Source organism: Pseudonocardia sp. GCM10023141, assembly GCF_042653605.1.
Genome location: NZ_JBHSIR010000068.1, coordinates 16,352 through 30,168 on the forward strand (window position 1 = coordinate 16,352; position 13,817 = coordinate 30,168).

The window sequence follows — 13,817 nt, forward strand, 5'->3', positions numbered from 1 at the left end:
CTACCGGCTCGTGGTCCAGTACTGCCGGAGCTCCCCGCGCGGGTCGGTGACCGTCTCCACCGTGTCGGCGAAGCTGCGGACCTTGCGCTCGGTGCCGTAGGGCTCCCACCCCGGGTCGCCGCTCGTCGCGAACGCCACCCAGGCCGCGTGCATCGCGTCGGCCAGCGCCTGCGGCGGCGTAGCGCCGGTCAGCCCCCGCGACGCGGCGAGCGTGTCGAACACGAATCCGAGCTCCAACGCGTGGCACGCGCCCAGCCGGCCGTCGAACAGCGGCGACTCCCAGCCGAACTCGTAGACGAACGTGGCAGGCCGGGCCTCGGCGAGCCGTACCGCAGGCATCCGGAACATGTACTCGCCGACCAGGTCGACCATCAGCAGGCCCGGGGTGGCGCCGGGGCGAGCGGCCCGGTAGGCGTCGACGGCGCCGTCGGGTAGCCCGAACCCGGCGGCGATCATGCCGATCGCCGCCTCGGGGACCTGACCGATCCCGTCGCCGGGCACGAGGAAGAGTCGCATCTCCTCGGTGGTGTTGCCCACGAGCAGGTCGACGCCGGCACTCGCCCCCGCCTGGACGCGATCGAACGCGAGCGCCGGCAGCACCTCGCCGTCGATCACCGGTTCGAAGATCATGCCGTTGGTGGCGGCCTCGCCCCAGCGTGCCGGATCCGGTGCGGCACTCATCTGTGCCGACAGCGCCCCCTGCGCCGCGACGAAGCGCTCCGGCGCGACCTGCTCCAGCTCGGCGAGCGTGGCCCCGACCCCGATCTCCTCGGCGACGTAGCCGGCGATCCGATCTGCCGTCGCCGCCGTCAGTGCGTGGTGGCACGCGCCGCTCTGCAGGATCGCGCGCCGGAACAGTCCCTCAGCCGCGGGCATCGCCAGCAGGGTGCCGACGCTGATGCCGCCCGCCGACTCGCCGAAGATCGTGACGTTGTCCGGATCACCGCCGAACGCCGCGATGTTGTCGCGCACCCACTCCAGCGCCGCAACCTGGTCGAGCATCCCGCGGTTGGCAGGCGCATCGGGGATGGCGAGGAAGCCCTCGGCACCGAGCCGGTAGTTGATGCCGACCAGCACCACCCCGTCGCGGGCGAACGCGCTGCCGTCGTAGATGGGGATGGCGTTGGACCCGTTGACGAACGCGCCGCCGTGGATCCACACCATCACCGGCCGGCCGGTGGCACCCTCGGGCGCCCACACGTTGACGTTGAGACACTCCTCGCCCGCGACCGCGGGTTCGGGCAGCAGGGTGTCGAAGGGCGGGACGTAACCGGGCTTGGGCACGGTGGCGCCGAACGCGAGCGCATCGCGCACTCCCTCCCAGCTCGGGGCCGGAGCGGGGGCCCGGAACCGGTGCGGGCCGAACGGCGCAGCCGCATAGGGGATGCCCAGGAAGCGGGCGATGCCGCCGTCGACCTGTCCGCGGACCTCGCCCGCGCCTGTCTTCACCACGAGATGCATAGCTGCATCTCTACTCCACCGGGAGCGAGCGGACCACGACCTCGTCGAGCCGCCGTTCGATGATGGAGCCGACGGGCCAGTCGGCCACCAGCGCGAGGAGATCCTCGGCCTCCTCCGCGGCGCAGTTCTCGCACGGATCCCAGCCCTGTTGCTGCAGGCTCGACCGGATGGCTTCGACGTAGTCGTCGTACGAGAGCGGCGTGTCGGCGATCATCGCCGTGGTGGTGGACTTGTGGGAGTTGAGCCCGCCGAAGCCGCGCCCGCAGCGGCAACGGCCGTCGGGGTCCTCGCGATCCTTGCGGCACACCTCGCCGATGCGCACCAGCTCTCCCTCGATGCACCAGTGGAAGTCGTTGGTGCGCCTGCCCTGGGTCCTGCGCGTGGCTACCAGCACTTTCATGGCCGTTCCTCTCCTCGGTGCGCCAACGACTACCAGCGGGCACCGACATTTCCGCCCGTTGCCAGCGAGTCGATGGGCGCGGGCAATCTCGCCGAACGCCCACGGGACCCACCGGTCCCCCGCTACCGTCGCCGGGTGCGACGCGCCTGGTGGGGGCCCCCGACGGTCCTGCTGACCGCCGGGCTGCTGGCCGCCTGCTCCGAGACGGTCACCGGCACGGCGGCCCCGGCGGGCCCGGCCGCGCCGAGAATGGTCACCACGCAGGCCGCCACCGGGGTCACCGGCGCGCTCGTGGCCGATGCCGTTGCCGACGAGTGCCTGCTCAACGCCTCCGAACTCGGCTCGTTGCTGAAGCGTGCGGTGCGACCGCCCGTGCAGAGCACGATCCCGCACGCCGACGGATCGAGCGGCTCCAGCTGCGTCGTCACGGCCGATGCCGAGCCCATCGCCATGATCAACGTCTACCGCGCGGGCACGGGTGTTCCCGCCGACTACATCGCGCCCGGTTCACACCCCGTCAGCGGTGCCGGCGACGCCGCCGGAGTGGTCACCACCGACGCCGGACCGATGCTGCAGCTGGCCACGCGCGGCTACCTGGTGACGATCCTCGTGGCAGGCGGGCCGGCACCCGCCGACGACGCGTGGCGCAAGGCGGCGGCAGCCGCGCTCACGCGCCTGCCGCCTTGACCCTCCCCCTCGACCCTTCCCCCTTGATCCTGCGGTGGCCGCGATCCGGGCCGTCAGGCGCGCAGCGTCGCGGCGTGGCGCGCCGTGGCCACCGCCACCGCGGCGTCGCGGGCCGCGTTGGCCTCTTCACTGGTCAGGGTGCGATCCGCGGCCCGGAAGCGCAGCGTGAAGGCCAGCGACCGCTTGCCCGCGCCCACCTGCTCACCCGCGTAGACGTCGAAGAGGCGCACGTCCTCCAGCAGCTCCCCGCCGCCGTCGATGAGGGCATCGGCGAGCTCCCCTGCCGGTACGGCGGCGTCGGCCACCAGCGCGACGTCGACGGCGATCGGCGGGTACGGCGAGATCCGCGGCGCCGGGCGGGCGTCGTCGAGCGGGAGCAGGTCGAGGTCGAGCTCCATCGCGCAGGTGCGCGGCGGCAGCCCGAGCGCCTCGACGACCTTGGGGTGCAGCTCACCGGCATGCCCGACGACCCAGTCGCCGATGCGCAGCGCGGCGCAGCGCCCCGGGTGCCACGGCGCGAGCGCGGCCGCCGTGGGTCGCAGCTCCACCCCCGCCGCCTCGCCCACCAACGTGGCGGCGTGCACGGCGTCGGCCCAGCCCGCGGCGCGGCCGGCGCCCCACCAGCCACGGACGTCCCGATCCCCGGCGAGCACGACGCCGACGTGCAGGGGTTGAGCGGGCAGCGCGGCCTTGATCTGCGCGTACTCCGCGTCGGTGGGACGGGACTCGACGCCGGGGTCGGGCATCGGTACCGGGTTGAGGTGCGGCAACACGACCTGGCCCAGCGTGTAGAGCGCCACGTCGGTGGCGCCGCGGGACCGGTTGCGCGCCAGCATGTCGAGCAGCCCGGGCAGCAGGGTGGTGGCGAGCTCGGCGCGGTCGGCGTCGAGCGGGTTGGCCACGTGCACCGTGCGGCGGCGCACGTCGTCGGCGGCGAGGCCGAAGTCGTCCCACACCGATGGGTCGATGAACGGGAACGGCAGCACCTCGACGCACCCGGACTCGGCCAGCGCCCGCGACACCGCGCGGCGGCGCTGCTGGGATGCGGTGAGGCCGCGCCCGGCGGGAGCGGCCGGGATCACCGACGGGATCACGTCGTAACCCTCCAGCCGCAGCACCTCCTCGACGAGGTCGGCGGGCTGGGTGAGGTCGGGGCGCCACGACGGCGGGGTGGCGACGAGCGTGTCGCCCTTGTCGGCGACGTCGCAGCCCACCTGACCCAGCCTGCGCGCGGCCGCGCCAGCCGGGTAGCCGATGCCGGCGAAGCGGTCGGGCAGGTCGACGGGCATCGTGATCGGGCCCGCCGCGGGCGCGGCGCCCGCGTCGGTGCGTCCGGGGGCGATGGTGCCGCCACCGAACTCGACCAGGAGCTGTGCCGCCCGCTCGGCCGCCACCGGGGGCAGCTCGGGGTCGACCGTGCGCTCGAAGCGCTTGGACGCCTCGCTGGGCAGCTTGTGGCGCCGCGCGGCGCGCGCGATGACCTCGGGAGCGAAGTGGGCGGCCTCGAGCAGGACGTCGATGCGACCGTCGGCACCGGGCTCGCCGATCTCGGTGCTCGCGCCGCCCATGACGCCGGCCATGCCGATCGGGCCGGAGCCGTCGGTGATCAGCAGGTCGTCGGGGTCGAGCGTGCGCTTCGCGTCGTCGAGGGTGGTGATCGTCTCACCCGCCTTCGCGCGGCGCACCACGATGCCGTCGGTGAGCCGGCGGGCGTCGTAGGCGTGCAGCGGCTGGCCGAGCTCGAGCATCACGTAGTTGGTGACGTCGACGATGAGCGAGATGGGGCGCATCCCGGCGGCCAGCAGGCGCCGCTGCATCCACCACGGCGCGGGGGCGGCGGGGTCGACACCGTCGACGCGGCGGGCGACGAACCGCAGGCAGCCGCTGTCGGCGAGCGTGACCGGCCAGGCGTCGCCGGTGGCGGCCGGCACGTCGACGGCCGCGGCCGGGTCGGCGAACGGGACGTCGAGCGAGCACGCCAGCTCCCGCGCGAGACCGCGCACGGCGAAGCAGTAGCCGCGGTCGGGCGTGACGTTGAGCTCGATGACGCTCTCGTCGAGCCCGAGGATCGGGCGGGCCTGCGCGCCGGGCTCGGCGGTGCCCGGCGGCAGCACGAGGATGCCGGCGTGCTCGCTGCCGATGCCGAGCTCGCGCACCGAGGCGATCATGCCGTCGGAGATGTGGCCGTAGGTCTTGCGGGCGGCGATCGCGAAGTCGCCGGGCAGCACGGCGCCAGGCAGCGCGATGACGACCAGGTCGTCGACGGCGAAGTTGGCCGCGCCGCAGATGATGCCGCGCGGCGCGTCCTCACCGACGTCGACCTGGCACCAGCGGATCGGCTTCTTCAGGCCGGTGAGCTGCTCGATCTCCAGCACCTGCCCGACGACGAGCGGACCGGTGATCACCGGTGGCGCGTGCAGCTCCTCGATCTCCAGCCCGACGCGGACGAACGCGTCGGCGGTGTCGTCGAGTGGCGGCAGCGTGCCCACGAGCTCGGACAGCCAGGACTGCGAAACGCGCACGTTCTCTTCTCCCGCTACTCAGATGCCGAACGCGCTGCTGAACCGCACGTCGCCCTCGACCATGTCGCGCATGTCGGGGATGCCGTTGCGGAACATCAACGTGCGCTCCAGGCCCATGCCGAACGCGAAGCCCGAGTGCACCTCGGGATCCACGCCGCAGGCACGCAGGACGTTGGGGTTGACCATGCCGCAGCCGCCCCACTCGACCCAGCCCGCGCCGCCCTTCTTCTCCGGGAACCACACGTCCACCTCGGCGGACGGCTCGGTGAAGGGGAAGTACGAGGGCCGCAGCCGCGTGCGCGAGTCGGCGCCGAACATCGCGCGGGCGAACGCGTCGAGCGTGCCCTTGAGGTGGGCCATGGTGATGCCCTTGTCGACGGCGATGCCCTCGACCTGGTGGAACACCGGGGTGTGCGTGGCATCGAGCGCGTCGGTGCGGAACGTGCGGCCCGGGCACACGACGTAGACGGGCAGCTCGCGCTCGAGCAGCGACCGGATCTGCACCGGTGAGGTGTGGGTGCGCAGCACCGTGCCCGAGTTCTCCCCGTCACCCAGGTAGAACGTGTCCTGCATGGTGCGGGCCGGGTGGTCCTTGCCGAAGTTGAGCGCGTCGAAGTTCAGCCACGACGAGTCGACCTCGGGGCCCTCCGCGACCTCCCAGCCCATGGCGACGAAGACGTCGGCGATGCGCTCGCCGATCTGCGTGATGGGGTGGCGCGCGCCGCGCGGGTTGCGCTCCCACGGCAGCGTGACGTCGACGGCCTCCTCGGCCAGCACCCGCGCGTCGCGCTCCGTGACGAGGACGGCGCGGCGGGCGTCGAAGGCCTCCTGCGCCTCGACGCGGGCGGCGTTGACGCGCTTGCCGGCGTCGGCGCGCTCCGGGCCGGGCAGCGAGCCGAGCTCGCGGCGCGCGAGCAGCAGCGGCGCGCGGTCACCGAGGTGCGCCGGTTTGATCGCGGCGAGGTCGGCGAGGTCGGCGGCACCGTCGAACGCGGCACGGGCCGCGGCGACCGCGGCGGCGAGGGTGTCGGGATCGAGCGCCGGCGTGATGCCGGTGGTGCTGTCGGGCATCAGACCAGGGACCTTCCGCGCATGGATCGGGGCAGGAATCGGGAGCAGCCGGATTCTAGGCGGGAGGGTGTTGGGGGATGCCGACGGCCCGGTGCCCCGTTGCAGGAAAGCCACTTTCCTGCAACGTCGTTGCGGGAAAGTGGCTTTCCTGCCACCCCAGAGCGCGGCTACCGGGCGCCGACGCTCGCGTAGAGGCAGATCGCCGCGGCCGTGGCCAGGTTGAGGCTCTCCGCGCGGCCGTGGATCGGCACCCGGACCCGGTGGTCGGCCAGCTCTGCCAGCTCATCGGGCACCCCGTGCGCCTCGCCGCCGAAGATCCACGCGACGGGACCACCGAGCACGGCTGCCGCGGCCGGGTCGTGCAGGTCCAGCTCGCCGCGCCCGTCGGCGACGAGCAGTGTGAGACCGACGGCGCGGCAGGCGTCGAGCACGGCGGCGGCGTCGCGGTCGCGGGCCAGCGGCAGGTGGAACACGCTACCGGTGGACGCGCGGACGGCCTTGCCGTTGTGGGGGTCGACGGTGTCGCCCGCGAGCAGCACCGCGTCGGCGCCTGCGGCGTCCGACACCCGGATGACGGTGCCCGCGTTGCCCGGATCGGCGATGCCCACGCACACGGTGATCAGCTGCGGTGAGCCGGCCAGCGCGTCGGTGACGGGAACGTCGAGCAGGTCGCAGACCGCCACCAGCCCCTGCGGGGTGACGGTGTCGGACAGCGAGTCGGCGGCGCGGTCGGTGACCAGGCTGACCCGCGCGCCCACGTCAGCGGCAGCGTCGATCAGCTCGGGGTGGCGCGCTGCGGCGACGTCGGTGGCGAACAGCTCGTGCACGTGGCCGTAGCGCAGCGCCTCGCGAACCGCCTGGGACCCCTCGACGAGAAACCGCCCGGCCCGATCGCGGCCTGCGCGGCGCAGCAGCTTGCGGGCTGCGACGACGCGCGGCGTGCGGTCGGATCCGGGCGGTACGTCGGTGGTGATGTTGCGGCTCAGGCCGCAGTCCCCTCGGACGGTGCGCCCTGCGCCGGGACGTTGGCGCGCGACAGCTCGACGAGAGCGGAGAACGCGGCCGGGTCGCTGATCGCGAGCTCCGACAGGTTCTTGCGGTCGACCTCGACACCGGCGATCTTCAGGCCCTGGATGAAGCGGTTGTACGTCATGCCGTTGGCACGCGCCGCCGCGTTGATCCGGGTGATCCACAGCTGCCGGAAGTCGCCCTTCTTGGCGCGACGGTCGCGGTAGGCGTAGTTCAGCGAGTGGAGCATCTGCTCCTTCGCCTTGCGGTACAGCCGCGACCGCTGGCCGCGGTAGCCGCTTGCCAGCTCGAGGGTGGAGCGACGCTTCTTCTGAGCGTTGACCGCGCGCTTCACGCGTGCCATGGGTGTTCCTTACGTTGTCGGCCGGCGCCGGGCGGGATGTGCCGGCGGCCGGTCAGCGGGTGGGCGGTGGCAGCGCTCTCAGCGACCGAGCATCTTCTTGACGCGCTTCGTGTCGGCCTTGTTGACCTGCACGTAACCCGACAGCGAGCGCGTCTCCTTGCTCGACTTGACCTCGAGCCGGTGCCGCAGACCGGTCTGCTGGCGCATCAACTTGCCGCCACCGGTCACCTTGATCCGCTTGGCGATCCCGCTGTGCGTCTTGTTCTTGGGCATGGCAATTCCTACTCACCGGTGGCACCTCCCGGAGGAGGCGCCAGTGCTTGTCGTGCGGCAGTCGTGCGGCGCTCGTGCCTACTGCGCGTCGACAGCCTCGGGGGCCGCGGAGGCCTCCGGAGCGGCAGACGCGGAATCCGTGGTGTCCGCACTGTCCGTGGAACTCGGACGCGGGCGGATCGGCGGCTTCTTCGTCGGAGCGATCACCATCGTCATGTTGCGGCCGTCCTGCTTGGGCGTCGACTCGACCACACCCAGATCCTCCACGTCCTTGGCCAACCGCTGCAGCAGCCGGAACCCGAGCTCGGGCCTGGACTGCTCGCGACCACGGAACATGATCGTGACCTTGACCTTGTTGCCACCCTCGAGGAACCGCCGCACGTGGCCGCGCTTCGTCTCGTAGTCGTGGGTATCGATCTTCGGTCGGAGCTTCTGCTCCTTGATCGTGGTGAGCTGCTGGTTGCGGCGGGACTCCCGGGCTTTCTGCGCGCTCTCGTACTTGAACTTGCCGTAGTCCATGAGCTTGCAGACCGGCGGGCGGGCCTGTGCTGCGACCTCGACGAGATCGAGCTCTGCCTCCTGCGCAAGCCGCAGTGCGTCCTCGATGCGCACGATCCCGACCTGTTCCCCGTTCGGCCCGACGAGCCGGACTTCGGGAACGCGGATGCGGTCGTTGATGCGCGTCTCTGTGCTGATGGGGTCTCCCTGTATCGACGTCGTGTGGTGCGACGGAAGAGGAGCCCTGAACCCGCAACGATCCATGCCCAACGACACCCCACGTGCTCGACGGGGTTCGCCGGCGGACCGAACCCGGACGCCGGAAGCGTTCGGGTGGGAGCGGGGCTCCACTTGATCGCCCTGTAGCACGTGTGAACGCACGACGGGGTGGTCGCATTCCAGAGGTTACAGCAGGTGGCTACCGGCGCGCCGGGCGGGGGCCCGAGAACCGCTCCTGTGCGGCCGGATAGCGCTGGGCGTACCGCGTGGGCGGCTCACCGAACATCGACGTGAAGTCGCGCGTGAAATGCGCCTGGTCAGCGTAACCCAGATCGGCGGCGAGCCCGGCCCAGTCGATGACGGCGCCTGCCGCCATCCGCTCCGTCACCTCGTGCAGCCGGTAACGCCGGATCACCCACTTCGGCCCGACGCCCACGTACTCGGCGAAGAGCCGCTGCAGGCTGCGCAGGCCGGTACCGCACTGCGCCGCGAGCCGGTCGGCGCGCAACACCGTCGGTTCGCAGGCGATCATCGCGACGATCTCCGCGGCGCGGGCTGCGGCCGGATCCGGTGCCGGCAGCGCCCGCCGCAGCCAGCCCTCCACCGACGCCATGGCGAACGGGTCTGCGGGGCCGCCGGGCGGCAGCGCCGTGATGTCTGCGGCCGGGACGCTCCGGTCGGTCAGGGCCGCGACCGACGACCCGAGGAAGGGACGGAACCCGCCGGGACGGAACGCGATCCCGAAGACCCGACCACGGCCGTCGAGCACCTTCAGCTGGTGCCCGCTCGCCACCCCGTGCACCGCGAACTCCCCCGCAGGTCCCGTCGACAGCTGGACGTGCGGGTACGGGACGATCACCTGCCGATACGGCGTGGCGTAGTCCCACTCGACCATCCAGTAGTGATCGACGAACGGCGCCAGGTCCGGAGCGGGCGCAGCGAACTCGTGGCGCTGGAACCGCGTCCAGGCACCACCCAGCTCCCGCTCGTCACGCTCCACCCGACCAGTGTCGCCTTTCTTCAAGACCGCCCCCACCAGCCTGCCTACCGTGGCGTCATGTCCTTCACGACCCGCTCCCCCGCAGCCCTCGTCGGACCCGCCGCCGCACCTATCCTCGCGCTCACCACGGACCTGGACCCGGCGCTGCTCGACCGGGCCACACCCTGCACCGACTTCGATGTGCGGACCCTGCTCGGCCACATCGCCCAGTGGGCGCCGGTGTTCGTGGCGGCCGCGAGCAAGGACACGGCGACGCCCGGCGCGGCCGATGCCGCGCTCGCTCCCGACCTGCTCGCCCGGGCCGCGACCGCCTGGTCCGACCCGGCGGCCTGGGACGGCACGGCGTCCTTCGGCGCCGATCCGCTCCCCGCCTCGATGATCGGTGGCATGATCGTCGGCGAGTTCGTGGTGCACGGCTGGGACCTCGGCCGTGCGCTCGGGGTCGAGCTCAGCTGGCCCGCCGACGTGCTCACCTACCTCCACGCCGAGGTGGCGGGCACGGCCGAGCTCGCGAGGCAGATGAGCGTGTACGGCCCCGAGGTGCCGGTGCCGGCGACGGCACCGGCCCTCGACCGGCTGCTGGGCGCGAGCGGGCGGGATCCGCGCTGGTCGGCGAGCTGACGGGACCGCACGGCAGGAACCGTCAGCGGGCTGCGGTCGCCTTCTTCTTCCGCGCCGCCGGAGCCTTGCGCGGAGCCGCCGACGTGACCAGCTTCTTCAGGAACTCCCCCGTGTAGCTGGTGGGGTGGGCCGCGATCTGCTCCGGGGTGCCCTCCGCGACCACCATGCCGCCGCCGGACCCGCCCTCCGGGCCCATGTCGATGATCCAGTCGGACGTCTTGATGACGTCGAGGTTGTGCTCGATGACGAGCACCGAGTTGCCCTTCTCGACCAGACCGTTGATCACGAGCAGGAGCTTGCGGATGTCCTCGAAGTGCAGGCCCGTGGTGGGCTCGTCGAGGATGTAGATGGTGCGGCCGTTGGAGCGCTTCTGCAGCTCCGACGCCAGCTTGACGCGCTGGGCCTCACCGCCCGACAGCGTGGGGGCCGGCTGGCCGAGCCGGACGTAGCCGAGACCGACGTCGACGAGCGTGCGCAGGTAGCGGCTGATCGAGGTGATGGGGCCGAAGAACTCAGCGGCCTCCTCGATCGGCATGTCGAGGACGTCGGCGACGGTCTTGCCCTTGTAGTGCACCTCGAGCGTCTCGCGGTTGTAGCGGGCGCCCTTGCAGACCTCGCACGGGACGTAGACGTCGGGCAGGAAGTTCATCTCGATCTTGATGGTGCCGTCGCCGGAGCACGCCTCGCAGCGGCCGCCCTTGACGTTGAACGAGAACCGGCCCGGCTGGTAGCCGCGGACCTTGGCCTCGGTGGTGGCCGCGAACAGCTTGCGGACGTTGTCCCACACCCCGGTGTACGTAGCCGGGTTGGAGCGCGGGGTGCGCCCGATCGGGGACTGGTCGACGCGCACCAGCTTGTCGAGCTCGTCGAGGCCGGTGATGCGCGTGTGACGCCCGGGGACCTGGCGCGCGCCGTTGAGCTTGTTGGCCAGCACCGTGGCGAGGATGTCGTTGACCAGCGTGGACTTGCCCGAGCCGGACACGCCGGTGACGGCCACGAGCGCGCCCAGCGGGATGTCGACGTCGATGCCGCGCAGGTTGTGTTCCCGCGCGCCGACGATGGTGAGCTTGCGCTTCGGATCGAGCTTGCGGCGCTTCTCCGGAAGCGGGATGGAGCGCCGCCCGGACAGGTACGCGCCGGTGAGCGACGTGTCGTGGGACTCGAGGCCGGCGACGGGCCCGCTGTGCACGATGATGCCGCCGTGCTCGCCGGCGCCGGGACCGATGTCGACGGCCCAGTCGGCGGCACGGATGGTGTCCTCGTCGTGCTCCACGACGATGAGCGTGTTGCCCAGATCGCGCAGCCGGATGAGCGTCTGGATGAGCTTGCGGTTGTCGCGCTGGTGCAGGCCGATGGACGGCTCGTCGAGCACGTAGAGCACGCCGACCAGTCCGGAGCCGATCTGCGTGGCCAGCCGGATGCGCTGGGCCTCACCGCCCGACAGCGATCCTGCGGCGCGGTCGAGCGAGAGGTAGTGCAGGCCGACGTCGAGCAGGAAGCCCAGCCGCGCCTGCACCTCCTTGAGGATGCTGCCGGCGATGATCGACTGCCGGTTGTCGAGCACCATGCCGCCGAGGAACTCGGAGCACTCCGACACCGACATGCTCGAGACCTCGGCGATGGACCGTTCGCCCTGGTCGCGGTGGGTGAGCGTGACGGCAAGCACCTCGGGCTTGAGCCGCGCCCCCTTGCACACGGGGCACGGGACGTCGCGCATGTAGCCCTCGTACTTCTCGCGCGCGTAGTCCGAGTCGGTCTGGTCGAGCCGGCGCTCGAGGAACGGGATGACGCCCTCGTAGTTGGCGTAGTACGAACGCTCGCGGCCGTAGCGGTTGCGGTACCGCACGTGCACCTGATCGCCGCTGCCGTGCAGCACGGCCTTCTGCGCGGCGATGGGCAGCTTGCGCCACGGCGTGTCCATGCGGAAACCGATGGCCGTGGACAGGCCCTCGAGCAGCCTGCCGAAGTACTCCGCCGACTGGCCGCCCGCCCACGGCGCGATGGCGCCGTCGGCGAGGCTCGCGTCGGGGTCGGGCACGACGAGCTCGGGGTCGACCTCCTTCTTGATGCCCAGGCCGCTGCACTCGGGGCAGGCGCCGTAGGGCGAGTTGAAGGAGAACGTGCGCGGCTCGAGGTCGTCGAGGGCGAGCGGGTGGCCGTTGGGGCAGGCCATGCGCTCGGAGAAGCGGCGCTCGCGGTGCGGATCGCCCTCTGGCAGGTCGACGAAGTCGAGCACGACGAGCCCGTCGGCAAGCCGCAGCGCCGTCTCGACCGAGTCGGTGAGCCGCTGCTTCGCCGAACCCTTGACCGCCAGCCGGTCGACCACCACGGAGATGTCGTGCTTCTCCTGCTTCTTCAGCGTGGGCGGATCGGTGAGGGCGTGCACGGTGCCGTCGACCAGCACGCGGGAGTAGCCCTGGCCCTGCAGGTTGGTGAACAGGTCGACGAACTCGCCCTTGCGCGTGCGCACGACCGGTGCCAGCACCTGGAACCGGGCGCCCTCGTCCATGGCCAGCACCTGGTCGACGATCTGTTGCGGCGTCTGCTTCTCGATCACGTTGCCGCAGACCGGGCAGTGCGGGATGCCGGCGCGCGCGTAGAGCAGGCGCAGGTAGTCGTAGACCTCGGTGATGGTGCCTACGGTGGAGCGCGGATTGCGGTTGGTGGACTTCTGGTCGATCGACACCGCGGGCGAGAGGCCCTCGATGAAGTCGACGTCGGGCTTGTCCATCTGCCCCAGGAACTGGCGCGCGTAGGCCGAGAGCGACTCGACGTAGCGGCGCTGGCCCTCCGCGAAGATGGTGTCGAACGCGAGGCTGGACTTGCCGGAACCCGACAGTCCGGTGAAGACGACGAGTGCGTCGCGCGGCATGTCGAGATCGACGCCACGCAGGTTGTGTTCGCGAGCGCCGCGGACGATGAGTCGATCGGCCACGGGGGGAGCCTCCGGTTTGTGCGAGGTGCGGCGGGCTTTCGCCTGCCCCGTTCCATGCTAGGCGCGACCACCGACAGGAACCGGGTGGCATCTGCGCGCTGCATCGAGGATCGCACGGACGTTCGAAGAGCGCACAGCCGGGTCGGACGGGTGCCGAACACGCAGCGTGCGGTCATGATCACGCTGTGCGGGACCGGGATTGCAGGAAGTCCGTCATGGCCTGCGGCCGCCATGAAAGATGAGAACCGGGACGTCGGCTGCGGAGGGGGAGCGTGCCCCGCTCTACCGCGCCCTCGCCGGGCCGGCAGATCAACAGGAGGAGGTCGTGCCCTCCCGCCGACCTCCCTATCGGGCTATCACGCGCCCACCCCACGCACAGGCTTCGTTCGAGACATCAAGGTGCCGGAGTGGCTGCGCGCGGGGCGGGCGCATGATCGGGCTGCGCCAGGTCGGCGGGAGGGCACAACAACCACCCCGGGCGCGCGAGCCGCACACCACAGCCCTGTCGACGGCGCTGCGGTCCGGCTCGCACCGATCATGCTCGCCGAGGCGCACCGCAGGGCCCGGCGCGGGGCCGTGGGTGCGTTTCGCTCGCCGCCGAGCGCGTACTGGCTCATGATCCAACCGGAACCTGTAGGCGTTGATCACCCGCGCGGCGCGGCAGGCTCTCGGATTGCAGGAAGGCCACGGCCAGTTTGCCGCAAGATTCTTGCGAGAAGGCCACCTTCCTGCAACGAGGCCAGCGCGGGGCGTCGGGG

The 13,817-nt window shown here is 71.8% G+C and carries 12 protein-coding genes; 2 read left to right on the forward strand and 10 right to left on the reverse strand.

Annotation, left to right across the window (positions count from 1 at the left end; all coding sequences use genetic code 11):
* Both ACFPFQ_RS39470 and ACFPFQ_RS39475 read right to left on the reverse strand, forming a co-directional pair.
* The gene (locus ACFPFQ_RS39470) at positions 1–1,461 is read right to left on the reverse strand and encodes a carboxylesterase/lipase family protein (RefSeq protein ID WP_379628336.1); all 1,461 of its coding nucleotides are present in this window, start codon (positions 1,459–1,461) and stop codon (positions 1–3) included.
* Positions 1,462–1,471: 10 nt separating this feature from the next.
* Positions 1,472–1,861, reverse strand: coding sequence for a DUF7715 family protein (locus ACFPFQ_RS39475; RefSeq protein WP_379628338.1), 390 nt, complete (start codon positions 1,859–1,861; stop codon positions 1,472–1,474).
* Positions 1,862–1,996: 135 nt separating this feature from the next.
* On the opposite strand from ACFPFQ_RS39475, the gene ACFPFQ_RS39480 reads away from it, so the two are divergent.
* Positions 1,997–2,548, forward strand: a complete 552-nt coding sequence (locus ACFPFQ_RS39480; RefSeq protein ID WP_379628340.1) for a hypothetical protein — start codon at positions 1,997–1,999, stop codon at positions 2,546–2,548.
* Between the two features lie 53 nt (positions 2,549–2,601).
* Here the strand turns inward: ACFPFQ_RS39480 and pheT are convergent, their stop codons facing one another.
* The 7 genes from pheT to ACFPFQ_RS39515 form a co-directional block, all read right to left on the reverse strand.
* On the reverse strand, positions 2,602–5,070 hold the full coding sequence (gene pheT, locus ACFPFQ_RS39485; RefSeq protein ID WP_379628342.1) for a phenylalanine--tRNA ligase subunit beta: 2,469 nt from the start codon (positions 5,068–5,070) through the stop codon (positions 2,602–2,604).
* Positions 5,071–5,088: 18 nt separating this feature from the next.
* Positions 5,089–6,141, reverse strand: coding sequence for a phenylalanine--tRNA ligase subunit alpha (gene pheS, locus ACFPFQ_RS39490; protein WP_379628344.1), 1,053 nt, complete (start codon positions 6,139–6,141; stop codon positions 5,089–5,091).
* A 167-nt stretch (positions 6,142–6,308) separates the two neighbouring features.
* Positions 6,309–7,115: a TrmH family RNA methyltransferase gene (locus ACFPFQ_RS39495; RefSeq protein ID WP_379628627.1), complete on the reverse strand. Its 807-nt coding sequence runs from the start codon at positions 7,113–7,115 to the stop codon at positions 6,309–6,311.
* 8 nt (positions 7,116–7,123) lie between these two features.
* Positions 7,124–7,513: a 50S ribosomal protein L20 gene (rplT, locus tag ACFPFQ_RS39500; protein WP_379628346.1), complete on the reverse strand. Its 390-nt coding sequence runs from the start codon at positions 7,511–7,513 to the stop codon at positions 7,124–7,126.
* A gap of 78 nt (positions 7,514–7,591) precedes the next feature.
* Positions 7,592–7,786 (reverse strand): 50S ribosomal protein L35, encoded by a 195-nt coding sequence (rpmI, locus tag ACFPFQ_RS39505; protein WP_379628348.1) that lies wholly within the window; start codon positions 7,784–7,786, stop codon positions 7,592–7,594.
* Positions 7,787–7,864: 78 nt separating this feature from the next.
* Positions 7,865–8,548: a translation initiation factor IF-3 gene (infC, locus tag ACFPFQ_RS39510; protein ID WP_379628349.1), complete on the reverse strand. Its 684-nt coding sequence runs from the start codon at positions 8,546–8,548 to the stop codon at positions 7,865–7,867.
* A 154-nt stretch (positions 8,549–8,702) separates the two neighbouring features.
* Positions 8,703–9,503: a DUF6597 domain-containing transcriptional factor gene (locus ACFPFQ_RS39515; RefSeq protein WP_379628351.1), complete on the reverse strand. Its 801-nt coding sequence runs from the start codon at positions 9,501–9,503 to the stop codon at positions 8,703–8,705.
* Positions 9,504–9,560: 57 nt separating this feature from the next.
* On the opposite strand from ACFPFQ_RS39515, the gene ACFPFQ_RS39520 reads away from it, so the two are divergent.
* A complete protein-coding gene (locus ACFPFQ_RS39520) occupies positions 9,561–10,124 on the forward strand; it encodes a TIGR03086 family metal-binding protein (RefSeq protein ID WP_379628353.1) in 564 nt (187 codons plus the stop codon).
* Between the two features lie 22 nt (positions 10,125–10,146).
* Here ACFPFQ_RS39520 and uvrA read toward each other — a convergent pair whose 3' ends face one another.
* Complete coding sequence (gene uvrA / locus ACFPFQ_RS39525; RefSeq protein ID WP_379628355.1) at positions 10,147–13,059, reverse strand: excinuclease ABC subunit UvrA; 2,913 nt, start codon at positions 13,057–13,059, stop codon at positions 10,147–10,149.
* Between the last annotated feature and the right edge of the window lie 758 nt (positions 13,060–13,817).

Coding starts and splice junctions, on each gene's coding strand:
- rpmI (WP_379628348.1), bottom strand. CDS start 7,786: ATGCCCAAGAACAAGACGCACAGCGGGATCGCCAAGCGGATCAAGGTG.
- ACFPFQ_RS39475 (WP_379628338.1), bottom strand. CDS start 1,861: ATGAAAGTGCTGGTAGCCACGCGCAGGACCCAGGGCAGGCGCACCAAC.
- infC (WP_379628349.1), bottom strand. CDS start 8,548: ATGGATCGTTGCGGGTTCAGGGCTCCTCTTCCGTCGCACCACACGACG.
- ACFPFQ_RS39470 (WP_379628336.1), bottom strand. CDS start 1,461: ATGCATCTCGTGGTGAAGACAGGCGCGGGCGAGGTCCGCGGACAGGTC.
- pheS (WP_379628344.1), bottom strand. CDS start 6,141: ATGCCCGACAGCACCACCGGCATCACGCCGGCGCTCGATCCCGACACC.
- ACFPFQ_RS39520 (WP_379628353.1), top strand. CDS start 9,561: ATGTCCTTCACGACCCGCTCCCCCGCAGCCCTCGTCGGACCCGCCGCC.
- rplT (WP_379628346.1), bottom strand. CDS start 7,513: ATGGCACGCGTGAAGCGCGCGGTCAACGCTCAGAAGAAGCGTCGCTCC.